At 65.4% G+C, this 26,003-nt stretch carries 20 protein-coding genes and 1 pseudogene; 13 read left to right on the plus strand and 8 right to left on the minus strand.

Going from position 1 to position 26,003, the window contains the following annotated elements:
- Positions 1–43 precede the first annotated feature (43 nt).
- From KI242_RS15490 to KI242_RS15500, 3 genes are all read left to right on the plus strand, one after another.
- The gene (locus tag KI242_RS15490) at positions 44–625 is read left to right on the plus strand and encodes a TetR/AcrR family transcriptional regulator (RefSeq protein ID WP_011061216.1); all 582 of its coding nucleotides are present in this window, start codon (positions 44–46) and stop codon (positions 623–625) included.
- A gap of 149 nt (positions 626–774) precedes the next feature.
- The gene (locus tag KI242_RS15495; RefSeq protein ID WP_212806353.1) at positions 775–1,635 is read left to right on the plus strand and encodes an NAD(P)-dependent oxidoreductase; all 861 of its coding nucleotides are present in this window, start codon (positions 775–777) and stop codon (positions 1,633–1,635) included.
- A gap of 138 nt (positions 1,636–1,773) precedes the next feature.
- Positions 1,774–2,976, plus strand: coding sequence for an MFS transporter (locus tag KI242_RS15500; RefSeq protein WP_212806354.1), 1,203 nt, complete (start codon positions 1,774–1,776; stop codon positions 2,974–2,976).
- Here KI242_RS15500 and KI242_RS15505 read toward each other — a convergent pair.
- From KI242_RS15505 to KI242_RS15520, 4 genes and pseudogenes are all read right to left on the minus strand, one after another.
- Positions 2,952–3,737 carry a type 1 glutamine amidotransferase domain-containing protein gene (locus tag KI242_RS15505; RefSeq protein ID WP_041118136.1) on the minus strand — a complete coding sequence of 262 codons (786 nt, stop codon included), beginning with the start codon at positions 3,735–3,737 and terminating at the stop codon, positions 2,952–2,954. The two genes, KI242_RS15500 and KI242_RS15505, sit on opposite strands and share 25 nt — an antisense overlap.
- A 91-nt stretch (positions 3,738–3,828) precedes the next feature.
- Positions 3,829–4,668 carry a metal-dependent hydrolase gene (locus tag KI242_RS15510; RefSeq protein WP_019095520.1) on the minus strand — a complete coding sequence of 280 codons (840 nt, stop codon included), beginning with the start codon at positions 4,666–4,668 and terminating at the stop codon, positions 3,829–3,831.
- A 39-nt stretch (positions 4,669–4,707) separates the two neighbouring features.
- Positions 4,708–5,606: pseudogene (locus KI242_RS15515) on the minus strand (SDR family NAD(P)-dependent oxidoreductase).
- Entirely contained in the window at positions 5,593–7,161 is a 1,569-nt protein-coding gene (locus KI242_RS15520) for an NAD(P)/FAD-dependent oxidoreductase (protein ID WP_212806355.1), read from the minus strand. Before KI242_RS15520 ends, KI242_RS15515 begins: the two are co-directional and overlap by 14 nt.
- Before the next feature lie 268 nt (positions 7,162–7,429).
- Here KI242_RS15520 and KI242_RS15525 point away from each other — a divergent pair, with 268 nt between their 5' ends.
- From KI242_RS15525 to KI242_RS15570, 10 genes are all read left to right on the plus strand, one after another.
- Positions 7,430–8,425, plus strand: coding sequence for an alpha/beta hydrolase (locus KI242_RS15525; protein WP_015635560.1), 996 nt, complete (start codon positions 7,430–7,432; stop codon positions 8,423–8,425).
- 295 nt (positions 8,426–8,720) lie between these two features.
- The gene (locus tag KI242_RS15530) at positions 8,721–10,013 is read left to right on the plus strand and encodes an alkane 1-monooxygenase (RefSeq protein ID WP_011061224.1); all 1,293 of its coding nucleotides are present in this window, start codon (positions 8,721–8,723) and stop codon (positions 10,011–10,013) included.
- Positions 10,014–10,154: 141 nt separating this feature from the next.
- Positions 10,155–10,646: an alkane oxidation protein activator PraA gene (praA, locus tag KI242_RS15535; RefSeq protein WP_015635562.1), complete on the plus strand. Its 492-nt coding sequence runs from the start codon at positions 10,155–10,157 to the stop codon at positions 10,644–10,646.
- Positions 10,647–10,778: 132 nt separating this feature from the next.
- Positions 10,779–11,285 (plus strand): alkane oxidation protein activator PraB, encoded by a 507-nt coding sequence (praB, locus tag KI242_RS15540; protein WP_011061226.1) that lies wholly within the window; start codon positions 10,779–10,781, stop codon positions 11,283–11,285.
- A gap of 122 nt (positions 11,286–11,407) precedes the next feature.
- Positions 11,408–12,856, plus strand: coding sequence for an outer membrane protein transport protein (locus KI242_RS15545; RefSeq protein ID WP_015635564.1), 1,449 nt, complete (start codon positions 11,408–11,410; stop codon positions 12,854–12,856).
- Between the two features lie 278 nt (positions 12,857–13,134).
- Positions 13,135–15,684 carry an acyl-CoA dehydrogenase gene (locus KI242_RS15550; RefSeq protein ID WP_015635565.1) on the plus strand — a complete coding sequence of 850 codons (2,550 nt, stop codon included), beginning with the start codon at positions 13,135–13,137 and terminating at the stop codon, positions 15,682–15,684.
- A 30-nt stretch (positions 15,685–15,714) separates the two neighbouring features.
- Complete coding sequence (locus KI242_RS15555; RefSeq protein ID WP_015635566.1) at positions 15,715–17,067, plus strand: 3-oxoacyl-ACP reductase; 1,353 nt, start codon at positions 15,715–15,717, stop codon at positions 17,065–17,067.
- 3 nt (positions 17,068–17,070) lie between these two features.
- Positions 17,071–17,961 (plus strand): MaoC/PaaZ C-terminal domain-containing protein, encoded by an 891-nt coding sequence (locus tag KI242_RS15560; RefSeq protein ID WP_015635567.1) that lies wholly within the window; start codon positions 17,071–17,073, stop codon positions 17,959–17,961.
- Positions 17,961–19,259 carry an acetyl-CoA C-acetyltransferase gene (locus KI242_RS15565; protein ID WP_015635568.1) on the plus strand — a complete coding sequence of 433 codons (1,299 nt, stop codon included), beginning with the start codon at positions 17,961–17,963 and terminating at the stop codon, positions 19,257–19,259. The genes KI242_RS15560 and KI242_RS15565 overlap by 1 nt, the downstream gene beginning before the upstream one ends.
- Positions 19,260–19,278: 19 nt before the next feature.
- Positions 19,279–20,982 (plus strand): long-chain-fatty-acid--CoA ligase, encoded by a 1,704-nt coding sequence (locus KI242_RS15570; RefSeq protein WP_015635569.1) that lies wholly within the window; start codon positions 19,279–19,281, stop codon positions 20,980–20,982.
- 81 nt (positions 20,983–21,063) lie between these two features.
- Here KI242_RS15570 and KI242_RS15575 read toward each other — a convergent pair whose 3' ends face one another.
- Genes KI242_RS15575 through KI242_RS15590 form a run of 4 tightly spaced genes read right to left on the minus strand, consistent with a single transcriptional unit; the run spans position 21,064 to position 25,732 of the window.
- On the minus strand, positions 21,064–22,359 hold the full coding sequence (locus KI242_RS15575) for an efflux RND transporter periplasmic adaptor subunit (protein ID WP_015635570.1): 1,296 nt from the start codon (positions 22,357–22,359) through the stop codon (positions 21,064–21,066).
- Positions 22,349–23,839 carry a TolC family protein gene (locus KI242_RS15580; protein ID WP_011061234.1) on the minus strand — a complete coding sequence of 497 codons (1,491 nt, stop codon included), beginning with the start codon at positions 23,837–23,839 and terminating at the stop codon, positions 22,349–22,351. The genes KI242_RS15575 and KI242_RS15580 overlap by 11 nt, the downstream gene beginning before the upstream one ends.
- On the minus strand, positions 23,832–25,031 hold the full coding sequence (locus KI242_RS15585) for an ABC transporter permease (protein ID WP_015635571.1): 1,200 nt from the start codon (positions 25,029–25,031) through the stop codon (positions 23,832–23,834). Before KI242_RS15585 ends, KI242_RS15580 begins: the two co-directional genes overlap by 8 nt.
- The gene (locus tag KI242_RS15590) at positions 25,028–25,732 is read right to left on the minus strand and encodes an ABC transporter ATP-binding protein (protein WP_015635572.1); all 705 of its coding nucleotides are present in this window, start codon (positions 25,730–25,732) and stop codon (positions 25,028–25,030) included. Before KI242_RS15590 ends, KI242_RS15585 begins: the two co-directional genes overlap by 4 nt.
- Positions 25,733–26,003: the final 271 nt, after the last annotated feature.

A 26,003-nucleotide genomic window follows, 5' to 3' on the forward strand; every position in this document is an offset into this window, starting at 1 on the left:
GATCTTTAGTCTTTGGAACGATCATTCCAGAAAGGTAATAGCCGTGCGTCCCAAGGAGTTCGACCCCGAGCAGATTGCCGATGCGGCCATGCAGGTGTTCTGGCAGCGCGGTTACGCCGCCACGTCCATTCAGGACCTGGTGGAAGGCACCGGCCTGAGCCGCAGCAGCCTGTACAACGCCTTCGACAGCAAGCACGGCCTGTACACCTGTGCCCTCAAGCGCTACCAGCAGATGACCAGCGCCAATATCGAGCTGCTGGGTGCCGACGCACCCGCCAGGGAACTGGTCCGGCGATTGCTGATGCGCATCGTCGACAACGAGCTGGAAGACACCCGGCGCCTGGGCTGCCTGGCGGCCAATGCCTCCCTGGAAATGGCCGGGCAGGACGCGGCGGTGGCTCAGCTCGTGGCGCAGAATTTCCAGCGTATCGAGGCGGCCCTGGAGCAGGTGCTGCGTCGCGGCCAGGAGCAGGGGGAGATCGACCCGCAGAAGAATCCCCGGGCCCTGGCCAGCTTTGTGGTGTGCACCGTGCAGGGCTTGCGGGTGCTGGCCAAGGGCAGCCTGGCGGAGCAACGACGCCAGCGCCTGCTGGATGTGGTCGAGGTGGTCCTGGCCAGCCTGTAGCAGCCGGCGTGCCGGCGAAGGGCCCCTCACAATCTGCATCAGGTTCCAGGGCGTCTTCGCTGGCAAGCCAGCTCCTACAGGGCTGGGCTTTTTTTTGCTTTTTATTGGAATGATCATTCCATAATTAATTCAACACGGGAGAGGCACAGATGGCCAAGCAACCAGGATCCATTGCGGTATTAGGCATCGGCATCATGGGCGCCGCAGTGGCGCGCAATCTGCGGCGCAAGGGCTTTGCGGTACGGGTCTGGAACCGCACGCTGCAACGGGCCCAGGCGCTGATCGCGGACGATATCCAGGTATTTGCCGAGCCCGCCGAGGCGGTACGCGGGGCGCAAGTGATCATCACCCTGGGCAAGGACGGCGCCGCCGTGCTGCAAGCCATGCAGCAGGCACGGGACGGTTTCGAGCCTGGGGCGCTCTGGCTGCAGATGGCCACCGTGGGGATCGAGGCCAACGACGAACTGCAAGGCTTTGCCCGGGATGGCGGGCTGGTCTTCTACGATGCCCCGGTGCTGGGCACGCGCCAGCCTGCGGAGCAGGGCCAGTTGGTGGTATTGGGCGCGGGCCCCGAGGCTCATCGGCCGGCGTTGCAGCCGCTGCTGGAGGCCATCGCCAAGCGTGTGCTCTGGGTTGCCGAACAGCCGGGAGCCGGCAGCCGCCTGAAGCTGGCCCTCAACAGCTGGGTGCTGGCCCTGACCCACGGCGCCGCGGAAAGCCTGGCCCTGGCCAAGGGGCTGGGGCTGGACCCGGCGCTGGTGGTGGAGCTGGTCAGCGGCGGGCCCCTGGACAGCGGCTATTTCCAGGCCAAGACCCGGGCCATGCTCAGTGGCGACTACAGCCCGAGCTTTACCCTGGCCAACGCCCTGAAAGACGCCGAATTGATGGTAGCGGCGGCCGCCAGAGCCGGGGTCCGGCTGGATCTGGCCGAGGCCGGAATCCAGCGTTTCCAGCGCGCCCTGGAGCAGGGCCATGGCGACAAGGACATGGCGGCCTCCTACCTCGGCTGAGCGGTTTCTTCTAGCGCTGATGCAGGCGCTGGCTTGCCAGCGAAGGCGCCCGTGGGTCGGGAGCAGGGGTTGAGGGCCTTTTCGCCGGCAAGCCGGTTCCTGCGGTGATTTCTGGTTTTCTTGTGTGAGCATTCTTTCATGAACATTTGCGTACCTTTGCCGACCGCCTCCAGTAGGTTGCCGGTCTGGCGCCTGCTGGCCTTTACCCTGGCCGGTTTCATCGCCATCGTCACTGAGACGCTGCCTGCCGGGCTGTTGCCGCAGATCAGCCAGGGCCTGGGCATCAGCGAGGCCATGGCCGGGCAGTTGATCAGCCTGTATGCCCTGGGCTCGGTGGCGGCGGCGATTCCGCTGATCGCCGCCACTCGCAGTTGGCGCCGTAGGCCCTTGCTGTTGCTGGCCATCGGCGGCCTGTTGCTGTTCAACAGCCTGACCGCGTTGTCGACCCACTATCTGCTGACCCTGGCCGCGCGCTTTGCCGCGGGCATGGCGGCGGGGCTGGTCTGGGGCCTGCTGGCCGGCTATGCCCGGCGTCTGGTGGTGCCCGAGTTGCAGGGCCGGGCCCTGGCGGTGGTGGGCGTGGGCCAGCCGATCGCGCTGTGCCTGGGGGTGCCCCTGGGGGCCTGGCTGGGCACCCGCATGGATTGGCCGCAGATCTTCTGGGGGCTGTCGCTACTGGCTCTGCTGCTGTGGTTCTGGGTGCGCCTGGCAGTGCCGGACTACCCCGGCCAGCCGGACCACCAGCGCCAGCCGATCGCGCGGATCTTTCTCACCCGGGGCCTGCCCCAGGCGCTGCTGGTGATCTTCGTGTGGATCCTGGCCCACAACATTCTCTACACCTATATCGCGCCGTTCCTCGCGTCCCTGGGCCTGGCGGCCTCTCTCGACCGGGCGCTGCTGGTGTTCGGCCTGGCCTCCCTGGTGGGGATCTGGTTCACCGGGCTCGGGGTCGACCGCTGGCTGCGCGGGCTGACGCTGTGCAGCCTCGCCGGTTTCTCCCTGGCGTGCCTGCTGCTGGGGATCGCTGCCAGCCAGCCCTGGCTGGCCTGGCTCGGCATTGGCGCCTGGGGCCTGACCTTCGGTGGCGCCCCGACCTTGCTCCAGACCGCCGTGGCGGATGTGGCCGGGGAGGGGGCGGATGTCGCGCAATCGATGCTGGTGACCATCTTCAACCTGGGCATTGCCTGCGGGGGTATGGTCGGCGGCCTGCTCTTGCAACGCTATGGTGCGGCGTCTTTTCCCTGGGCCATGGCCGCCCTGGCGCTGGTGGGCCTGATGCTGGTCTGGAGCGCGCGCAGCCATGCCTTCAAGCCGGGTCAGCGCTCTGCCTGCTGCGCCTGAGGTTGGGCGTCGCGAGCCTGTTGCAGCAGGCTCGCCCATTCATTGGCGAAGCGGTGGCAGTCCCCGGGCCAGCGTGCGGTCAATAGATTGCGGTCGCGGACCACAAAACCGCGCTCGGGGTGCTCTGCCGAATCCCGGCGGGGCAGCCAGGGCCCGGGCAGAAAATCCGCCGGGCTGGCCAGGGCCGCCTTGATCTCTTCTTCGACGCTGTGGTCGTAGGTGCGGTAGTAGCGCCCCAGCCACGGCGCGGTGACCAGCCAGGCCGCCAATTCCATGGGGCCGGCCAGCAGGGCGGTGACCTTGCGCCCATGGAGCACCGAGCGCCCGCTGGCCGGATCGATGCAGCGCGCCAGGGCCAGGGGGCCGTGGCACACCGCGGCCACGGGTTTGTCGGCCTGGAAGAAGGCCAGGATGATCCGCCGCACCTCCTCGGATTCCAACAGGCTGCGCATGCCCCGGGCGTGGCCGCCGGGAATCAGCAAGCCCTCGTAGGCCGCCGGGTCGACCCCGGCATAGGGCAGAGGGCTGCAAAAGGCCGGGTCGCGGGTCATGGCGTGGTAGCGGGCCAGGTCGGCCGCCGGGGTCATCAACAACGGGTTGAGCGGGCCGAACCCCAGGCTCACCAGGCGCGAATCGGCGTAGGCCGGCATCCCCAGGGGGGTGGCGAACTGCGCGGCAAAACCGGCGTCCCGGGCAGCCTGCCAGGGCAGGCTGCTTTCGCTGGGGTCGTAGTCGGCGTGGGGCAGCAGAATCAGGATCATCGCGCGGGCTCGCAGCACCTAAGGGTGCGTTGCAGGTTAGCAGCCCGCCAGGGGATGCCGGCACGCCGCTGTTGCGCCGTGCCGGCATTTGTCACTTGGCCGCGGCGGCGCGGGTGCGTTCGATGTCCTGCACCAGGCCGTCGATGCGTTGCAGTTGCTCGCGGTTGTCGTGGTTCCAGGGGTGAAAGCCCGGCTTGAAGAACTGCAGCCAGGGCAGGGCGATCCGCGGGAACACCCCCTTGGGGCCGTAGAGGTACTTGACCACCTGCCACAACCCGCGCCAGTGGCCGCCGCGACGGCGGTCGGCGATCAGCATGCGCACATGGAAGTCGAACACCACCAGCCAGAAGCCCAGGGTGGTGAACAGCATGCTCCCGGTGCGGATCAGGTAACGCTTGGGCCCGGGCTTGATCACGCTGTTCCAGACGTCGTAGGACACGGCCTTGTGCTCGGTTTCCTCGAGGGCGTGCCACAGCCACATCTGCCGGTAGCCCGCCACCGAATTGCCGAAGCGGCTGGGGTCGCGCAGCAGCAGGTCGGCGAGGATTGCCGTGTAGTGTTCCAGGGCTACGGTGATCGCGAGGTTGAAGGCCGGCGGGAAGTGCTTCTTCTGGAAATCGAGGAAGAAGCGCAACCGCCGGTCCAGCAGATGGGCCGGCAGCCCGGCGTCCTGCAGCAGGTCGTTGTAGCGCAGGTGCTCGCGGCTGTGCATGGCTTCCTGGCCGATGAAACCCTGGATCTGGCGCTTGAGCTCGGGGTCGTGAATCTGTTCGCGGTAGTGGCGCACGCTGTCCATGAAGAACAGCTCGCCGGAAGGAAACAGCAGGGACAACGCATTGAAGAAGTGGGTCACGTGGCTGCCTTGCTCGTGCCAGTCGCAGGCGCGTTCGGCAGGCAGTTCGACCTTGATGTCGCGGCGGATGGGCAGCATGGCTGTCGCTCCTCTAGACATGAAAAAGGGTGGGCGGCGCTACAGGCCGCGTTCGTCCTGGGGCTCGTAGACCGCCGGCCGCGTCTTGCCCGGCTTGGGCGCCATGCGCCGGCTGGCCCACACCACCAGGGCCTGGTAGGCGCTGGGCAGCAAGCGGATGAACAGGTCGAGCAAGTGCGCGTCGCGGCCGATCAGCACCCGGCGCTTGTTCTTGCGCACCCCCAGCAGGATCACCTTGGCGGCGGTTTCGGCGGAGGTGATGAAGAGTTTTTCGAAGTCGTCCCGTGCCTGCTGCTCGTTGTCGATCAGGAAACCCTTGACGTTGTCGCTGATGCGGCTGGTGCGGGCGATATCCGTGCGGATGCCCCCGGATGCACGCAGGTGGCGGAGACCCCGTGGCCTTGCAGGTCCAGCTCCTGGCGCAGGGATTCGGTAAAGCCGCGCACGGCGAACTTGGTGGCGTTGTAGCCGCTCATGCCAGGCTGGGAGAACAGCCCGAAGACGCTGGAGGTGTTGATGATATGGCCGTCGCCGGATTGCCTGAGGTAGGGCAGGAAGGCCTGGGTGCCGTGGACCACGCCCCAGAAGTTGACGTCCACTATCCACTCCAGGTCCGCCAGGCTCGAACCTTCCACGGTGCTCGACAGCGCCACCCCGGCGTTGTTGAAGATCAGGTTGATCTGGCCGTGTTCGGCGGCGCTGGCGGCGGCCCAGGCGAACATCGCCTCGCGGTCGCCGACGTCCAGTTCCTGGCTGCTGATGCGCAGCGGCAACAGGGTCGCGGCCCGGGCCTGGGCCACGGTCTGTGCCAGGCCCTGGGGGTTCTTGTCGGCCAGGGCCAGGTGACAGCCCTCACGGGCCAGGGCGACGGCCAGGGCGCGGCCCATGCCGGAGGCGGCGCCGGTGATGGCGGCGACTTTACCGTTAAAGTTTTTCATTGAGAGCGGCCTCTTCAAGGTGCAGGGGGCGCGCGGCGGCCGGTGCGGCGGCGGGCTGGGCGTGGGGCAGGTGGCTGGCCTGGTAGTCCTGCAGTTCGAAGTGCTGCAAGGTCTTCTTGAAGCTCCAGGTGGAGCCCGGCCAGAGGGTGGTGTTCTGCCCGCTGCGCGGGTCCAGGTACCAGCTGCGGCAGCCGCCGGTGGACCAGATGGCCCCGGCCAGGCGCTGCTGCAGGCGCTGGTTGTACTGGCTTTCGACCTGGGGCCGGACTTCGATGCTGGCGATACGTTCGCGCTGCATCTGGCCCAGGGCCTTGAGGATGTAGTCCACCTGGGCCTCGATCATCAGGATCATCGAGTTGTGCCCCAGGCCGGTGTTGGGGCCGACGATCATGAAGAAATTCGGAAAGCCCGGCAGGCAGGTGCCCAGGTAGGCGTGGGCGCCCCGGGCCCAGCTGTCCATCAGGTCCTGGCCGTGGCGGCCGAACAGCAGGCCTCGGGGGATCGGGTCGGTGGCCTGGAAACCGGTGCCGAAGATGATGCAGTCCACGGGGTGGCGGCTGCCGTCTGCAGTGATCACCGCGTCGCCGTCGATGCGCTGGATGTCATCAGTGATCAGCCGCACGTTGCCCCGGGTCAGGGCCGGGTAGTAGTCGTTGGAGATCAGGATGCGCTTGCAGCCGATGGTGTAGTCCGGGGTCAGGCGCTGGCGCAGCACCGGGTCGGGTACCTGTTTGCGCAGATGGCGCAGGGCCACGCGCTGCACCACCTTCATCAGCCTGGGCCGGCGGGCGAAGGCGATCACCCGGCTTTCCAGGGTCCAGTACAGCGCCGAGCGCACCAGCCGCTGGGTGAAGGGCAGGTGCTTGAAGGCCCAGCGTTCCACCGCGCTGAGCTCGCGGTCGGGCTTGGGCATGATCCACGGCGGGGTGCGCTGGAACAGCTTGAGCTGAGCCACCCGCGGGGCGATTTTCGGCACGAACTGGATGGCGCTGGCGCCGGTGCCGATCACCGCCACCCGCTTGCCTTGCAGGGCGTAGCGGTGATCCCACTGCTGGGAGTGAAACCGCTTGCCGGTGAAGGTGTCGAGCCCGGGGATGTCCGGGATCGCCGGGCGCGACAGGCCACCCATGCCGGAGATCAGTACCCGCGCACTGACTTCCCGACCATTGCTGAAGCGCAGGTGCCAGCGCTCCCGGGCTTCATCGAAGACCGCCTGTTGCAGGCCCATGTTGAAGTGCAGGTAGGGCGCCAGGGCGAAATCCCGGGCGCAGTTTTCCAGGTATTCGCGGATTTCCGGCTGGGGCGCGAACTGCCGGGTCCAGTTCGGGTTGGGCGCAAAAGAGAAGGAATAAACGTGGGATTGCACGTCGCAGGCGCAGCCGGGGTAGTGATTGTCGCGCCAGGTGCCCCCCAGGGACGCGGCGTGTTCGGCGACGAAGAAATCCTCTATCCCCGCTTGCTTGAGCTTGATCGCCATGCACAGCCCTGCGAAGCCGGCGCCGATGATGGCGATGTCAACGACCTCGGGGTCGTCGGGTGGCGAGTACGCATTCATGGTGTGTACCTCGATTGTAATGATGCTGCTGGGTGACTTTCGTCAGTGGGTGAAAACTCAGGATTGCACAATTTAAAATAATGTTTTAAAAATTAATTTAAATAAATTACCTGAAAATGTCACCTGCGCTGGTCGCCTGTGGATTTTGCGGGGCTCATCCAGGCCATGGGTGAGGCGTCACAGGCGGCACCAGGCCAGGGCGACACGCCACACCGCCAGGTCATTCCGATCACGGGCGAACGGCGCAGGGAAGCTGAGGGGGCGGGTTATGGAGTGGCTGGTAGCGGCAGCGGTATTCCTGGCGGTCAGTGCGGTGCTCTGGGTGGTGAGTTTTCGTATCAACCGCCGGATTGAAAGCCAGGTTCCGATCAACGGACGCTTTCTCGAGGTCGGTGGCGAGCGCATTCACTACACCGATGAGGGCAGGGGCCCGGCGCTATTGATGATCCATGGCCTGACCGGCTGCGGGCGCAACCTGACCCACTCCCTGGCCCCGCAACTGCGCGAACGCTTCCGGGTGATCACCATCGATCGTCCTGGTTCGGGCTATTCCACCCGGGCCCGGGGCGCCGCGGCAGACCTACCGGCCCAGGCCAGCCTGGTGGCCAGGTTCATTCGTACCCTGGACCTGGGCCAGCCGCTGGTGCTGGGGCATTCCCTGGGCGGTGCGGTGGCGCTGTCCCTGGCCCTGGACCATCGGCAATCGGTGTCCGGGCTGATCCTGGTGGCCCCCTTGACCCATCCGCAGCGCATGTTGCCGCTGGTGTTCCTGTCCCTGGCAGTGCGCCCGGCGTTCCTGCGGCGCTGGATGTCCCTGACCCTGGCGGCGCCCATGGCCATGCTCGGGCGCCGTGGCCTGGTCAAGTCGGTGTTCGCCCCGGACCCGGTGCCCGAGGATTTCGCCGAGCGTGGCGGCGGGTTGCTGGGGATGCGTTCGGACAGCTTCTACAACGCCTCCAGCGAAATCGCCGTGGTCAACCGTTCGCTGCCGGGCATGGTCAAGCATTACCCCAGCCTGAAGCTGCCGGTAGGGCTGATCTATGGCTCGGCGGACCCGGTGCTCAGTTACCGCCGGCACGGTGAGTCAATGGTCGGCAAGGTGCCGGGGCTGTCCCTGGAGATCGTCCAGGGCCGGGGCCACATGTTGCCCATCAGCGCAGTCGAGCGGGTGGTGGCCATGGTCCAGCACGTCGCTTCCCAGGCTGCGCCACAACGCAGCGCAACCATCCTGCACCCGCCGTTCGCGGCTTCAAGAGCAAGTTGAGGGCGTGGTGGGGGGCGGTTTCGAGCGCCCCTGCCGCGGCGTCGACAGCAGCTGTAAATGCTTCACGGGCGACATTCGAAACAAGCCGAAAAAATAGTTGACGAGCTAACGAACCCGAGCTATTTTTTTAAAAAAATGTTTTGAATGTTTTTTTTGAAAGTGCAATTGAGCGATTAAAAATAATGAAAATAACGCCATTTCACGCTTTTGTTTTTTCATCCCCTCACGCTCGGCACAGCGCAGCCGCGCTGTCCTTTATAGCACCTGTTTCGACTGCCATCCTGCGGAGGCTGCCATGACTGTTTCCGTGGCGGCACCCGGCGTCTGGACCGATAGCAAGCGTCACCTGTGGTGGCTGGGCACCTTGCCCATGATCACCCCTCTGCTGTCGGGGATCTTCGCCCTCACCACCGGGGTGCAAGTGTTCTGGTGGAGCGGGGTCTTGGTGATCTTCGGCCTGATCCCCCTGATTGACGGCCTGATGGGGGAAGATGCCAGCAACCCGCCTGAATCCGCCGTTCCCGATCTGGAAAAACAACCCTACTACCGCTTTATCGTCTACAGCTGTGCCGTGCTATCGGTACTGTCTTTGGTGGTGACCGCCTGGATGGCCATCAGCGGGGTGGACTGGATCATCGCCGGCGGCCTGCTGCAACTGAGTGAACAACTGCACCTGCAAGGCAGCCTGGCGAGCTTCGCCGCCTTCCTCACCGAGCGTGCGCAACTGCACGGCAGTATCGGCTGGTTCACCTACCTGGGCATGGCGATGTCCACTGGCGCGGCCACCGGCATTGCCATCAACATCGCTCATGAGCTGGGGCACAAGAACCGCGGGATGGCCAAGTTCCTGGCCAAGCTGGCCCTGGCTTCGACCTTCTACGGGCACTTCTTCGTCGAGCACAACCGCGGCCACCATGTGCGGGTGGCCACCCCGGAGGACCCGGCCAGTTCGCGCCTGGGCGAATCCTTCTGGAGTTTCCTGCCGCGTACCGTGTGGTTCAGCCTGAGTTCGGCCTGGCATCTGGAAAGCCAGCGCCTGGAAAAACTCGGCCTGCCGACCCTGCACTGGAAGAACGGCGTGCTCAGCGCCTGGCTGTACAGCGTGGTGCTGTGGGGCGTGCTGATCGCCTGGCTGGGGGCGGCGGTGATTCCCTTCCTGGTGATCCAGGGGATCTACGGCTTCTCTCTGCTGGAGGTGGTCAACTACGTCGAGCACTACGGTCTGCTGCGCCAGAAACAGCCCAACGGCCGCTATGAACGCTGCTCGCCGCGCCACTCCTGGAACAGCAACCGGATCGTCACCAACATCTTCCTGTTCCAGTTGCAGCGCCACTCCGACCACCACGCCAACCCGACCCGTGCGTATCAGGCCTTGCGTCACTTCGACGAGTCGCCACAGCTGCCCTATGGCTACGCCACCATGATCGTCTGGGCCTATGTGCCGGCCCTCTGGCGGCGCCTGATGGACCACCGGGTGCTGGCGCACTACTCGGGTGATGTACGCCTGGCCAACATGCACCCGGCCAAGCGTGACGAGCTGCTCAAGCGCTACGGCTTCAGCAACACCGATTCAGACACCGCTCTTTAGTTGTACCGCTCACCCCTTCAAGTGCTGGTGAACCGGTCGTGTTCGCCTGTGATGTGCCCGCTTGAAGGGTGAGCAACGCAGTAGGCAGTCCTTAAGCAAGTTGACCGACAACAACAATAAGCAACTGTAAGGAAGTCACGGATGTCTATTTCACCGCTATTCACTGCCCAGTTGTTCGTGGTCCTGGTGGGGATCTCCCTGATGGGCGCCGCCGAAGCCGCGCGCATTGAACCGGCCAATACCGAGTTCACCGCCAAGGGCCCCATCAGCTTTGCCAAGAGCATCATCAATGCCGACTGCACCATCCAGGTCAGCGGCAAGGTCAGCCCCGACGGCAGCTTCGCCAGCGTCGAGAAAGTCGACTTCAGCGGCGGCCTCAAGTGCGGCCAGGTGGAAGCCACGCACCTGCCCTGGAAGCTGATCGCCAAGGACGAAACCAGCGGCGCCATGTCGGGTATCCAGGTCACCGTGCACGCGCCCCTGGTGGGCGGCGACTGCGGGCCGTCCACCGCCGAAGGCAGTTGGAACAACAGCACCGGAAAACTCGAAGCGGCCCAGGTCAGCCTCGACGGTGGCTGCACCATCAAGACCGTATCGATCCAGATGCCACCCACGTTCCGGGTTGCACCCTGACGCGCACGTCACACCTTTATCGAATTGAAGATTTGGCTGGAAAGGGAAGCTCGGTCGCTGTTCTCCGTGTCGTCTCGCTCAAGGCCATTACCCCGGCGAAATGAATCGCCATACATGTGAGGAAAAACAACAATGAAAGGCATCAAAACTCTCGTGTCCGCCACCGCCATCGTTGCCTGCTTGGGAGCTGCTTCCATGGCCAGCGCTGCATCCATCGCCATTGATGGTGCGAACCCGGATGGTCCGTTCACTACCCCTGGCGGCACCATCACCGTGCGCTCGCCGTCCTCGTTCAACCAGCCCGTGACCTGCAACATCAACTTCAGCGGCAACATCGCCGGCGGCGTGGCCAGCATCACCGGCGCCACCGTCAGCGGCAGCAACGCGCTCTGCAACCTGCCGAAGATCACTGGCTTGCCATGGACCCTGAGTGCCTCCAGCACCACCGCAGGTACCGTGACCAACGTGGGTTACACCATTTCCTTCTTCCCTGCCACCAACTGCGGTCCGACCACCATCAACGTGGCCTGGAGCAACGTGACTCACTCGCTGAGCCTGAGCACGCCTCAGACCCTGAGCGGTGGCTGCTCCGTGGATGTGCTGAACGCCAAGCCGTCGCCACAGGTCAGCGTGATTTAAGCGTTATCTGGAACCAAGGGCTGATCACCCGCTGAAGGACACCGCCTCGCAAGAGGCGGTGATCTGCAGATCAGGAGGGCCCTGTAGTGTCGGTTGCTATCGATAATAATAAGGAGTGGGGCATGAATAATAAGAAACAACAGTTGCAGATCGCGGTGGCACTCGCCCTGTTGGGGGGCTTTGGTGCGATCGGCACTGTTCAGGCAGGCGGCTTCACCACGCCTACCTACGGCGCTCCCGGATGGGGCCGGGCCTTCGGTGGTGGTTCGTTGTTCAAGAACGACCCCAGCGCGGCTTACAACAACCCGGCGGCCATGGCGTTTATCGATCAGAACGTGGCACAGATGACGGTCGACTACGCCCGCATCAAGATGAAATACAAAGGCGATGCCTACGATTATCAAGGGAATCCGGCCACCACCTTGCCGGTGGATGCGTCCGGCGTCCCCACCGGTGGCCCGGTGCCCCTGGAGGGCAATGGTGGCCAGGGCGGCTTCACCGCCTGGTTGCCGACCGGCTTCATGGTAATGCCGATCAACGATCAGTTTGCCTTCGGCCTGAGCCAGGTCGTGCCCATGGGCATGCGCAGCACCTGGGACAACGACAATTCCAAGATCCGCGACTTTTCGGTGGATACCAAGATCGAGACCGTGGGCCTGACCGGCTCGCTGTCGTTCAAGGTCAATGACGACTTCTCCCTGGGTGCCGGGGTCATCGTCCAGCACAGCAAGGGCTTCGTCAGCCAGAACCTCAACCTGACCGGTGCCGCGGCGGTATCTCCCGGCCTGGGCGGGATCCCGCTGCCATCCGGCGTCGGGGCGAACCTGATGCGGGTCAAGGTGGACAATACCTCGGTAGGCTGGTTCACCGGCGTGGTCTGGAAACCCACCGACCGCGACACCCTGGGCCTGAACTACCACGCCAAGATCAAGAACAAGATGGACGGCAAGTACAACGTGCGTGCCGACGCGGTAGGCCGCCAGTACATGACCCAACCGGCCGGGCCCAATGGTGAAAGCCTGGTGGAACTGGCCTATCCCGGCCTGAAGCTGAACCCGGATGGTGCCAACGCCAGTGCCCAGCTGGACATTCCAGCCTCCGCCGGGCTGGACTGGGTGCACGTGTTCGATGACCGCTTCACCCTGGGTGCCAGCATGCTGTGGACCCAATGGTCGTCGTTCAAGGACCTGACCCTGAAGTCCGATGGCAATACCCTGGTCTCCATCCCGTACAAGTACAAAGACACCATGATGTATTCCCTGGGTGGCGACTACCGCTTCACCGACCAGCTGACCCTGCGGGCCGGTGTGGCGTACGACCAGACACCAACCCGTAACAGCACACGTGACCCGCGGATTCCCGACAACGATCGCTGGTTCACTTCCCTGGGCTTCGGCTATGACATCAGGGCGATCCCCGGCCTGACCATCGACGGCGCCTATTCCCGGCAATTCGTCAAGGAAGCCAAGATCAAGACCCAGAACGTGGACCGTCTCGGTGCCTCGCGCCTGGATGGCAAGGTCGACGCCAAGGGCGAGGTGGTGAGTCTCTCCGCGACCTATCACTTCTGAGGGTAAAGGCTTTACCCACGCCTCGAGATAACGGCAGTACAAAGGGATTGTGCTACTGCCGTCGGCGGGACGGGTCACCTCAGGACCCGTCTTGACCTGCCATTTCCCCAAGCCCTGGCTGACATCGTTCGGCCGTTGTGCGTTGCTGAAATCACTCAAAACAATATTTAAAAATAAAATTTGAAACGCGGCAGTTTCCTTTGTAGGGTGATCTTCGAGGGGCCGGCACAACGCCCAGGCTCCAAGTGGTCGTCTGCATAGAACAAGAGAGGTATTCCATGATTGTCTGGTTATTGGTGGGACTCGCCGCTGCGTTCGCACTGGCCTATCGGCAGGCCCCGGCATCCTGGTGGCTGGGCTCGGCCCTGGTCTGGCTGGGGGCAGGGCACTGGTTGGGCCTGGTGGGCTCGCTGGGCATCAGCCTCGCGGCGCTGCTGGTGGTGCTGCCGGCTGCGCTGTTGAGCGTCAAGCCGCTGCGTCGGGCCTTGCTCACCCGTCGTGCCCTGGTCATGTTCCGCAAGATCATGCCGGCCATGTCCGACACCGAGCGCGCGGCCATCGAATCCGGCACGGTCTGGTGGGATGCCGAGCTGTTCAGCGGCAAGCCCGACTGGTCGCGCCTGATAGGCGCCGCGCCGGCCAGCCTGAGCGCCGAAGAGCAGGCGTTCATGGACAACGAAGTGGAAACCCTGTGCGACATGGCCAACGACTGGGAAACCACCCAGGTCTGGCAGGACCTCTCGCCCAAGGCCTGGCAATACACCAAGGACGCGGGTTTCCTGGGGATGATCATTCCCAAGCAGTACGGCGGCAAAGGCTTCTCCCATTACGCTCACTCCCAAGTGGTGATGAAGCTCTCCACCCGCTGCTCGGCGGCGGCAATCTCGGTGATGGTGCCCAACTCCCTGGGCCCGGCCGAACTGCTGCTGCACTACGGTACCGAGGCCCAGCGCCAGCATTACCTGCCGCGCCTGGCCCGGGGCGAAGACATTCCCTGCTTCGCCCTGACCAGCCCCTATGCCGGCTCCGACGCCGGGGCCATTCCCGATACCGGCGTGGTCTGCAAGGGCCAGTTCGAGGGCCAGGAAGTGCTGGGCTTCCGGGTTACCTGGGACAAGCGCTACATCACCCTGGGCCCGATCGCCACGGTGCTGGGCCTGGCCTTTCGCGCCGAGGACCCGGACGGCCTGCTGGGCACCAAGGGCAGCCTGGGGATCACCTGCGCGCTGATTCCCACTACTCATCCCGGGGTCAATACCGGGCGTCGCCACTGGCCGCTGAACGCGGTGTTCCAGAATGGCCCGACCACCGGCAAGGATGTGTTCATCCCCCTGGAATGGGTGATCGGCGGTGGCGACCAGGTGGGCAACGGCTGGCGCATGCTGATGGAATGCCTGGCCGCCGGGCGCGCCATTTCCCTGCCCTCGGCCAACGTCGGCCTGGGCAAGGTGGCGGTGCGCGGCACCACGGCCTACGCGGCGATGCGCAAGCAGTTCGGCCTGCCCATCGGCAAGTTCGAAGGGGTGCAGGCGCCCCTGGCCCGCATGGCCGGGCACCTGTATGCCTGCGACGCGGTGCGCAAGGTCTCGGTGGCGTCCCTGGATGCCGGCGAGAAGCCCTCGGTGATCTCGGCCATCGCCAAGTACCACGTCACCGAGCGCGCCCGGGCCATGGTCAATGACGGCATGGACATCGTTGCCGGCAAGGGCATCTGCATGGGGCCCAACAACTTCCTGGCCCGGGCCTACCAGCAAAGCCCGATCGCCATCACCGTGGAAGGCGCGAACATCATGACCCGCTGCCTGATCATCTACGGTCAGGGGCTGATCCGTTGCCATCCCTATGTCTTTCGCGAGATGGAAGCGGCCCGGGATACCGGGCGCAAGGGCCTGGAAGCGTTCGACAGCGCGATGTTCGGCCATATCAGCTTCGTCTTCGCCAACACCGTGCGCGCTGCCGTGCACGCGGTCACTGGCGGGCGCCTGATCAAGGCCCCGGGCAACACCGACAAGGCCCTGGCCGGCTACTACCGGCAGATCCAGCGTCTGTCGGTGGTGCTGGCCCTGGCCTCGGACATTTCCATGGGCGTGCTGGGCGGTGCCCTCAAGCGCAAGGAAAGCATCACCGGGCGCCTGGGGGACATTCTGTCCCAGCTGTACATCCTGTCCTGCGTGTTGAAGCGCTTCGAGGACGATGGCCGGCCGCAGGCCGACCTGCCGCTGGTGCACTGGGCCGCCCAGGACTGCCTGCTGCGGGCCCATGAAGCTCTGGCCGAAGTGCTGGACAACTATCCGTCCAAGGCTGCCGCGCGGATCATCCGTGGCTTGAGCTTTCCCCTGGGCATTCCCCAGCGCAAGCCGTCGGACCGCCTGCTGGCGCAAGTCGCCGAACTGGTGCAGACCCCGGGCCCGACCCGCGACCGCCTGCTGGCCGACTCCTACATCCCGCAGCCGGATATCGACAAGCTGGCCTATGGCGAACTGGCGTTCCGCCTGCAGCCACAGGTGGACCTGATCGAGGCGCGGCTCAAGCCGGCGATCAAGCAGGGCAGCCTGGCGCCGTTGCCGATCTCCCGCGAGGCCTTCGTGATCTGGCGGGTCAAGGCCCTGGAGCTGCAACTGATCAGCCCGGACGAGGACGAGCTGCTGGGGCGCTATGTGGAATACGGCGACCACGCGATCCAGGTCGACGATTTCCCCCAGGACTTCGGTCTGCTCGAAGCCCTGCAACAGCGTCAGGCGCACTTCGAGCAAAGCGCCAAGCCGGCCTCGCGCAAACGCGCGGCCAGCAGCGAAGACGCAGTGGCCGCCAGCGATTCGGCCTATTGACCCTCTACAGGATTGGATCGGGATCTCTTTATGTCTGACGGTTATCTTTCGTTCGTCAATTCCGGCTGGGGCCGCTGGCTGGCCCAGCGCACCGGCCTGCCGCAACCGGTGCCGCTGCAACGGCACCGCGAGGGGCAGGGCGGCAACCTGCTCAACCCGGTGGTCCTCGCCGCAGCGTCCGAGGGGCGCCTGCTGGGCGAGCTGCAACGGATCTTCGCCGCTACCGACACCGTGGCGGCCCAGGCCGCAAGCATCACCGCGCCTTCCACGGTGAAGGTCCAGGGCCTGGTGTTCGATGCCAGTGGGGTGGCCGACATCGCCCAGCTGGACGAGCTGTACCGCTTCTTCCACGCCAATGTGCGGCGCCTGACTGCCCACGGCCGGGTGCTGGTGCTGGGTACGCCGCCGGAGCACTGCAAGGAACTGGCCCAGGCGGTGGCGCAACGGGCCCTGGAAGGCTTCGTGCGTTCCCTGGGCAAGGAGCTGCGTCGGGCCATCACGGTGCAGTTGCTGTACGTCGAGCCCGGCGCCGAAGCCGAGCTGGACAGCAGCCTGCGGTTCTTCCTGTCGCGCCGCTCGGCCTATGTATCGGGGCAGGTGGTGCGCATCGGCGAACCGGTGGAAGTGCCCCGGCACATCGATTGGCAACAGCCCCTGGGCGGGCGCCGGGCACTGGTCACCGGGGCCTGCCGCGGCATCGGCCTGGCCATTGCCAAGGTCCTGGCCCGGGAGGGCGCCCAGGTGGTGTGCCTGGACATTCCCCAGAGCGAGGCCGAGCTGCAGCAGGCGGCTGCCGGGATCAAGGGCAGCGCCCTGGCCCTGGACATCACCGCGGCCAACGCCGGGCAACGCCTGCTGGAGTTCGTCGGCGAGCACGGCGCCTTCGATATCGTGGTGCACAACGCCGGCATCACCCAGGACAAGACCCTGGCGAAGATGACCGAGGCAGCGTGGCGCAAGGTCATGGCGGTCAACCTGGAAGCGCCGCTGCTGCTCAGCCAGGCGCTGCTGGAAGGCCAGGGCCTGAATCCCGGCGGGCGCATCGTCTGCGTCTCGTCGATTTCCGGGATCGCCGGCAACCTCGGGCAGAGCAACTACGCCACCTCCAAGGCCGGGGTCATCGGCCTGGTGCAGAACCTCGCCCCTTTGGCGGCGCGCCAGCAGATCACCGTCAATGGCGTGGCCCCGGGTTTTATCGAAACCCAGATGACCGCGAAGATCCCGCTGATGATCCGCGAGGCCGGGCGGCGCATGAACTCCATGAACCAGGGCGGTCAGGCCGAGGACGTGGCGCAAACCATCGCCTGGCTGGCCCATCCGGCCTCCGGCGGGATCAATGGACAGGTGGTCCGCGTCTGCGGGCAAAGCCTGCTGGGGGCCTGAGCCATGAATGCTGATACCGCAATTCGCATCATCGAGCCGCCGCCCTCCCGGGGGCAGCTGCTTTACGACGGCATCCGCAGCCTGCGCAAGCCCAAGCCGGACGCCGCGCCCCAACTGCCGACGGAGCGCCTGGTGCGCCCGGCGGTAGAGCTCAAGGCCGACGAAATAGCCCGTTACGCCCAGGCCTGCGGCTTTCGCCGGGAACACGGGGTGCCGCTGGCGTTTCCCCACACCCTGGCGTTCCCGCTGCATCTGTTGCTGCTGACCCGCCCGACGTTTCCCTATCCGGCCAGTGGCATGGTCCACCTGGCCAACCGCATCCGCCAGTACCAACGGTTGGAGGAGGGCCAGGCCCTGCGCCTGGAGGTGTTTGCCGAGCGTTGGTTGGCCCATCCCAAGGGCCAGGCGCTGTCGATTGCCACCCGGGCCCACAGTGGCGGCAGCCTGGTCTGGGAAAGCGACAGCCTGTACCTGCGCCGCGGTGTAGCCGGGCCCATCGGCGAGCCCTGGGAGGGCTTGTTGCAATGGGATGAGCAGGCCTTGGTGCGCACTCAGCGCTGGAGCCTGGGGGGCGATCTGGGCCGCCGCTTTGCCCAGGTCAGCGGCGACTTCAACCCGATCCATACCTCATGGCTGGGCGCCCGGCTGTTCGGCTTCCGCCGGCCCATTGCCCACGGCATGTGGACCCTGGGCCGGGCCCTGGCGGCCCAGCAACCGCCCCATCCACTGGCGGCGGCCCAACTGGACTGCGAGTTCAAGCTGCCGATCTTCCTGCCGGCGGCGGTGACCCTGTGGAATCGCCTGCCGGACGGCCCGCGCCATGAGTTCGAAGTGCGCAACAACGCGGGGGACAAGCCCCACATGCGCGGTCTATTTATCTGGGGAGCTCGTTGATGGCTGAGTACAGTTTCAATCCGGCGCCGGTACGCCGGGTGGCGATCCTGGGCGGTAACCGGATTCCGTTCGCCCGTTCCAACACGGTATATGCCAATGACAGCAACCAGGACCTGCTGGTGGCGGCGTTGCAGGGCCTGGTGGATCGCTACGGCCTGTCCGGCCAGCGCCTGGGGGAGTTCGCCGCGGGGGCGGTGATCAAGCATTCGCGGGATTTCAACCTGGCCCGGGAAAGTCTCTTGTCCACCACCCTGTCGCCGCAGACCCCGGCCTATGACCTGCAGCAGGCCTGCGGCACCGGGCTTGAGGCGGCGCTGCTGGTGGCCAACAAGATCGCCCTGGGGCAGATCGAAGTGGGCATTGCCGGGGGCGCCGACACCACCTCCGACGCGCCCATCGGCATTAACGAAGGCCTGCGCCGCACCTTGCTCCAGGCCAACCGCGCCAAGGGCACCGGCAACAAGCTGCGCAGCCTGCTCAAGGTGCGCCCGGGGATGCTCTTCAAGCCGTTGCTGCCACGCAACGGCGAGCCGCGCACCGGGCTGTCCATGGGCGAGCACTGCGAAGAAATGGCCAAGCGCTGGCAGATCAAGCGCCTGGCCCAGGATGAACTGGCCCTCACCAGCCACCACCAGTTGAATGCGGCCTACCAGCGCGGCTTCTTCGATGACCTGATCACCCCGTACCGCGGCCTGAAACGCGATAACAACCTGCGGGCCGACGCCAGCCTGGAGAAGCTCGCCGGCCTGGGCCCGGCCTACGACCGCCACAACGGCACCCTGACCGCCGGCAACTCGACCCCGCTCACCGATGGCGCCTCGGTGGTGCTGCTGGCCAGCGAAGACTGGGCGGCGGCCAACAACCTGCCGGTGCTGGCCTACCTGCGTACCGGGGAAACCGCCGCGGTGAACTTTGTCGACGGCAGTGAAGGGCTGCTGATGGCCCCGGCCTATGCCGTGCCGCGCATGCTCGCCCGGGAGGGCCTGAGCCTGGAGGATTTCGACTTCTACGAGATCCACGAAGCCTTTGCCGCCCAGGTGCTGTGCACCCTCAAGGCCTGGGAGGACGCTGATTACTGCCGGGACAAGCTCGGCCTAGACGGACCGCTGGGCAGCATCGAGCGCAGCAAGCTCAACGTCAACGGCGGCTCCCTGGGCTGCGGGCATCCGTTCGCCGCCACCGGTGGGCGGCAACTGGCGACCCTGGCCAAGGCGATCCATGAGCGCGGCGGCGGCCGCGGGCTGATTTCCATCTGTGCAGCAGGCGGGCTGGGCGTAACCGCCATCGTCGAAAAATAAAATAACAAGGAGACTGCCAATGAGTGTCGTGAGCCTGCAACCCGTCGAGCGTATCTGGCTGAACGCTTACCTGCCGGGAGTGCCCAGCGATATCGAAGCCGAGATCGACCGTTACCCGTCGCTGCGGGAAGTGTTCCTCGAACACGTGGACAAGTATCGCCAACGGGTGGCCTATGTGAGCATCGGCACCGAGATGGGCTACGACCTGTGGGAGAAGCGGGTATTCGCTTTCGCCGCCTGGTTGCAGTCCAAGGGAGTGAAGAAGGGCGACCGGGTGGCGTTGATGATGCCCAACTGCCTGCAGTACCCGATCTGCCTGTTCGGCACCCTGCTGGTGGGGGCCGTGGTGGTCAACGTCAACCCGCTGTACACGGCGCACGAACTGCGGCACCTGCTCAAGGACAGCGGCGCCGAGACCGTGGTGATCTTCGAGAATTTCGCCCACACCCTGGAACAGGCGATGCCGGGCAGCCAATTGAAGAACATCGTGGTGGCCGCCATCGGTGACCTGCTGGGCACCTTCAAGGGCGCAGCCCTGAACTTCGCCTTGCGCCATGTGCAAAAGCAGGTGCCGAAATTCAACCTGCCGGGGGCCATCCGCTTTCCGGCGATGATGAAGCTGGCCAGCGTGCTGGAGCACCGCCCGGTGGAACTCAAGCAGGACGACATCGCCTTCCTGCAATACACCGGCGGCACCACGGGCGATGCCAAGGGCGCCATGCTCACGCACCGCAACATCCTCGCCAACCTGATGCAGGCCAAGGCCTGGGTCGGTGACCAGCTGGACGAGAACCAGCAGGAAACCAACGTCACCCTGTTGCCGCTGTACCACGTGCTGTCGCTGACGGTGAACTGCCTGATGTTCATGTGCCTGGGCGGGCGCAACATCCTGATCGCCAACCCGCGGGATGTGAAGCGGGTGCAGATGATCCTGCGCAAGGAAAAGTTCAGCGGCATCGTCGGGGTCAACACCCTGTTCAACGGCCTGCTGGAGAACGAAGAGTTTCGCGGCAGGGATTTCTCCGACCTGAAGCTGGCGATTGCGGGCGGCATGGCCACCCACACCTCGGTGGCCCGGCGCTGGAAGGAAGTCACCGGGGTGCCGATCATCGAAGGCTACGGCCTGACCGAGTGCTCGCCGGTGGTGAGCATCAGCCCGATCGACATTGCGCGCATGCGCGAAGGCGATTTCACCGGGACCATCGGCGTACCGCTGCCTTCGACCTGGGTGCGCTTCGTGCGCGAGGACGGCCAACTGGCCGAGCTGGGCGAGGAGGGCGAGCTGCAGGTACGCGGGCCGCAGGTGATGAAGGGCTACTGGCAGCGCCCGGAGGAAACCGCCAAGGTTCTGGACCGCCACGGCTGGCTGTCCACCGGGGATGTCGGGGTGATGAACGAGCAGGGCTTCATTCGCCTGGTGGACCGCAAGAAGGACATGATCCTGGTCTCCGGTTTCAACGTGTACCCCAACGAGATCGAGGATGTGGTGGCCTTGCACCCCGGGGTGGCGGAAGTGGCGGCGATTGGCGTCGAGGATGATGTGACCGGCGAGAAAGTGAAGATCTTCGTCGTGCGCAAGGACCCGGCGCTGACCCAGGACCAGTTGCTGGCCCACTGCCGGGAATACCTCACCGGCTACAAAGTGCCGCGCTATGTAGAGTTCCGTACCCAAGAGCTGCCCAAGACCACCGTGGGCAAAGTCCTGCGCCGCGCCCTGCGCTGACCCGCAGGAGCCGGCTTGCCGGCGAAGAGGCCCCTGGGCCTTGCGCCGTTTCCGAAGGCGCCTTCGCTGGCTAGCCAGCGCCTACAAGGCGTTGGGCAGGCGGACCTGGCCCGGTTGCAGGCCGAACACTTCCACGCCCTCCGGGGTCGATTGGCCCACGGTCACCGGCACCCGCTGGCCTGGTTGATCGGCCGTTGCCCGGTATTCCACGCTCATGCCGTCGGCGTCGCGCTGGATCGCCGCAGGCGGCAGCACGATGGCCTGGTCGTTGCGGTAGGTGACGATGGTCAGCCGCGCGCTCATGCCCAGGCGCACCCGTTGCAGTTGTTCGCGGCTGAGCTTGGGCACCGACAGGGTCACCGGGAATTGCGCTCCGGCACCTGCGGTTTCGTTGGGCAGGGCCAGGCTGCTGACGATATCCACCACGCCTTCCAGGCGTTCACCATCAAAGCCGTCACCGAGAATTTCCACGCGCTGCCCCTGGTGCAGTTGGTTGATGTCCAGCTCCGACACCTTGCTGACGATCTTCAGCTGTTCGATGTTGGCCAGGCCGAACAGCACTTGCCCCGGGCTCAGGCGTGAACCGGTCTGCACCGGACCGTTGGCGGCACCGGCGGTGTTCGGGCCCGCGCCGCCATTGGGTGGCGGCACCACGATGCCGGCAAAGGGGGCGACCACGTTCTTGTGCTCCAGCAGTTTGCGCAGGGCGTCGTACTTGACCGTGGCGTTGGTCAACTCCATTTCGGCAATCTGCCGGTATTCCCCCGTGCCCTGGTTCAGCGCCTGCTGCAATTCACTCTGGGCGGCGGCCAGGTCCAGGCGCTGCATCTGTGCCTGTTGCTCCTGGTCGTTGAGCTCGTTGCGCGGAATGATTCCGCGCTGGAACAGGTTCTGGCTTTCCCGCAGCTTGCGTTCGGTATTGGCCAGGGACATCTGCGAGTTGCGCAGGGTACGGCGGGCTCGGGTGACCACGGCGCCGTTGTTCCAGTCCTGCAGCTCCTGGACGGTGCGGCGGGCCTTGAGCAAGGTGGAAAGGGCTTCGCGCGACTGGATCTCCACCAGCCCCGGGTCCATCTGCAAAAGGACCTGGCCGGCCTCTACGCGCTGGCCCTGTTCCACCAGGCTGGCCTGCACATTGCCTTCGAACGGGGCGGTGAGGACCACGGTCTTTTGGGGTTCGATCTTGCCCACCAGGCCGATCTGGTGAGTCAGTACCGTGCCTTGCACGCTGACCCAGCGGGCCTCGCTGGCCGGAGTGCTGGCGGGGGACTGGAGGGTGACCAGGGCAGCGGCGCCCACGGCGAGGGCGACGGCCAGGGCCAGCGCTTGCAGGGTATGGCGACGGCGCTTGCTCGCCTGCGGCTTGTCAGAAGTCATTGAGCGCAATGTCCCAGCTCTCCAAAGTCATGCCCAGGGTCAGGTCCAGTTGCGTCTGGGCGTTCAGGTAGGCGATCAGCGCATTGAGCCGGGCATTCTCGGCGTTGCGCAGGTCACCCTCGAAACTCAGCACCTGGAAGTTGCTGGAACGGCCGGCACTGAGCTTTTCCCGTTCGATGTCCAGCTTGCGCTTGGACAGTTCGCTGGCGCGCTGGGCAATCTCGTACTGGCGCCAGCGGGTGCCCAGGTCGCGCACCACGTTGTTGACGTCACGCTCCAGCACCTGGCGGGCATCGGCCAGGAGGATTTCCTGGTTCTCCACATTGACCCGGGCGTGGACCTCGGCCTGGCGGGTACTCAGGTCGCCAATGGGAATCTGCACCTGGACCCCGGCGTAGCTGTCCCAGCGCCGGTCCGAACCGTTGCTGGTGTCATTGTCATAGCGGCTGCGGGTCTGGTTGGCCCCGGCCACCAGGGATACGTCCCAGCGCGACTGGTCCTTGGCGATCACCAGGTTCAGATCGGCCTGCTGGCTGCCCAGCAGGGTAGCCAGGTATTCGGGCTGCTGGATCTGCGCAAGCCGCAGGGCCTCGCGCTGGTCGATGCTGATCTTGGCCGCCTGCAGGGCCTCGCTGGCGTGGATCCGGCTGGACATGTCCAGGGCCAGCAGACGCAGCAGCGACAGGCGGTTGACGTCCACCTGGTTGCGCGCTTCCTCCACCCCCAGCTCCTGGCTGGCGATGTCGGCTTCGGTCTGCACGATCTCGAACTCGGCCATGCGCCCGGCGCTGATCAGCGCGCGGTTGACTTCCAGCAGGGCATTGGCGCGTTTGAGGGCTTCCTGGGCGATGGTCAGCTGTTCCTGGGAACGCAGCAGCTCGCGGTAGGTGGTAATGATCGCGGTGATGGTCTGGGCGACCCCGGCCTTGAGGTTGAGGCGGTTGCTTTGTTCGGTGATGCGCGCCAGGCGCAACGGCGCGGTGGTCACGTCCCAGCCGGCGCCGCGCAGCAATGGCTGGATGATCGCCAGGTCCAGGCCGTCGCTGCGCTGGCGGCCGGCCCGATCGGCTTTGTTCAGGTCCTGGATCCAGGCCATGCTCAGGCGCGTGCCGTACTCGCTCAACAGGCTGGTGGCCGGGGCCATGTTGAGGTTCTGCGTGGTGTCGCTGCTGCCCCGGGTGGTGCGGTAGTTGCCGGTGATCAGCAGCTTGGGGTTGAACACATCCTCGGCCACCCGCAGGTCGAACTTCTGCGCCACCCGCTGCAGGTACGAACTGCGGATGCTGCGGTTGTTGCGCAAGCCCAGGTAGACCGCGTCCCCCAGGGTCAGGTCGGTGACCTGCTGGCTGAGCAGGGCGCTGCGCGAGTAGTCGCTGCGCATGGTGGGAGCGGAGGGGCGATCCACCCGCTCATCGGCGCTGAGCGCCGGCAAGTACAAAAGGCACAGGCAGGCGAGTGTTCGCAGGCGCCAGTCATTCATCGCGCAACGCCTCCACCGGTTGCAGTCTGGATGCCGAAATGGCCGGGTACAGGCCGAAAAACAGGCCCACCAGCAGGGTGCTCCCGATCCCCAGCGGCAGTGCGGCTCCCGCCAGGGAGAAGTGCCAGCCGGACATCCGGGCGTAGATAAAGGCCGAGGCGACGCCCAGTATCGCCCCCGACAGGGCGCCGACTGCGGTCAGGCTAACCGCCTCCAGCAGGAACAGGTTGCGGATGTCCTTTTGCCGGGCGCCCAGGGCCATGCGGATGCCGATCTCGCGGCGGCGCTCCGAGACATTCATCAGCATCACGTTCATCACCCCCACGCCACCCCCCACCAGGGAAATGCCGCCCAGGGCCATCAGCAGGTAGCCAAAGGTGCGGCTCTGCCGGGTCATGCCGTCGATGATCTGCTGCGGGACCTGCACTTCCACCTCACGTCCGCGCAGGATCTTTTTCAAGGCCTGGGTCATGGCCGCGGCGACCTGCTCCATGTTCTGGCCACCGGCGACCCGGGTCACCACGTTGTCGATCTGTGGCGAAGGGAAAATCCGCCGCATGCTGCCCTGGGGCAGGAACACCGAGTCATTGGCCTGGATTGGCACCAGCACCGCGCTGGGCTGGTTCTGCAGGATACCGATGACCAGGAACAGGTAGTCGTTGATCCGCACCCGGTCCCCCAGTTGCAGCGGGGCCCCGGCGGCGCCCAGGGTCTGAGCCACCTGATGGCCGATCACCGCATAGATTTCGTTCTGATCGAAGTCCGAGAGAAAGCGCCCCTCACGCAACTGCAGACGCATGGCCGGCGCCAGCTCGGCGGTCGCGCCCACCACGCTGGCGTTGGCGGAGCGGCCATTGCGAATAAGCGTGGCGCTGAGCAACACCGTCGGGGCAATGTTGACCAGGCTAGGCACCGCCTGGCTCAGCGCCCGGGTGTCCAGGGCCGCGGGCAGCGGCGTGCGGCTGTCGGCGCTGGCGGGAAAGCGGGCCACCAGGGTGTCGGTGCCCATGTTCTGGAAGATCGCCGCGGCGTCCTCGGCGGCGTTGTGGCCGATGTTGATCAGTGCCACCACCGAGGAACTGCCGATGACGATGCCCAGCAGGGCCAGGATCGAACGCTTGCCCAGGGTGCGCAGGCTGACGAAGGCTTCGTGCAGCAGCTGGCTGGCGCTTTGCTCGACCTTGAGGCTCATGCCGGGCAGACCTCCTGCACCACGCCATTGGTGACACGGATCTGCCGTTCCAGGCGCTGGGCGATATTGGGGTCGTGGGTGACGATGATCAGGGTCACCCGACGCTCGCGGTTCAGCGCCAGCAGCAGGTCCATGATGTCCTGGGCGGTGTGGCTGTCGAGGTTGCCGGTGGGTTCGTCGGCGAGGATCACCGAGGGTTCGCCCACCAGGGCCCGGGCGATCGCCACCCGCTGGCGCTGGCCGCCGGAAAGGTCCGCCGGGCGGTGGTCGGCGCGTTGCCCGAGGCCTACCTGGTCGAGCATGTGCATGGCCCGCTCCAGGGAATCACGCCGGGCCACGCCGCGGTAGCTCAGGGGCAGGGCGACGTTGTCCAGGGCGCTGAGACGCGGCAGCAGGTTGAAGCTCTGGAACACGAAGCCGATCTGCTGGTTGCGGATCGCCGCCAACTGGTCGGGGCTGGCGCGGAAGATATCGTGGCCGGCAAAGTGATAGTCGCCGCTGTCGGGCAGATCCAGCAGGCCGAGAATGTTCAGCAGGGTGCTTTTGCCGGAACCGGAGGCACCCAGGATGGCGCAGCTTTCACCGGCCTCGATGCAAAGGGAGACGTTCTTGAGAATGTGGAGCGGTTGCTCCGCCAGCCGATAGCTCTTGCCTATGCCCTGCAGGGAGATAAAACCTTGCTCGATTATCGTCTCTGTCATCGCTTACCGCGCCGGCTGGCTCGACTGGCTGCTTGAACAACCACGGGGCGCAGGGATCACGCAACAGGGGTATTCAGGGGCAGGGCCAAGCTCTGGTTTTATTTATTATTTTAAAAACATTGTTTGAATAGTAACTGCGTTCATCCTGCCACGCCAGCCGTCTGAACCGGGTAATTGAGGGCTTTTTCCAGGTTTTTTTGCGGAGAAACCCGTGGGTCACAAAAAGGCCGGTGGCCACCGTGACGGTCCCTCGGGCGCTTGCTTTTAGGGC

The sequence above is a fragment of the Pseudomonas sp. Eqa60 genome (genome assembly GCF_018326405.1).
Classification (GTDB): Bacteria; Pseudomonadota; Gammaproteobacteria; order Pseudomonadales; family Pseudomonadaceae; genus Aquipseudomonas; species Aquipseudomonas protegens.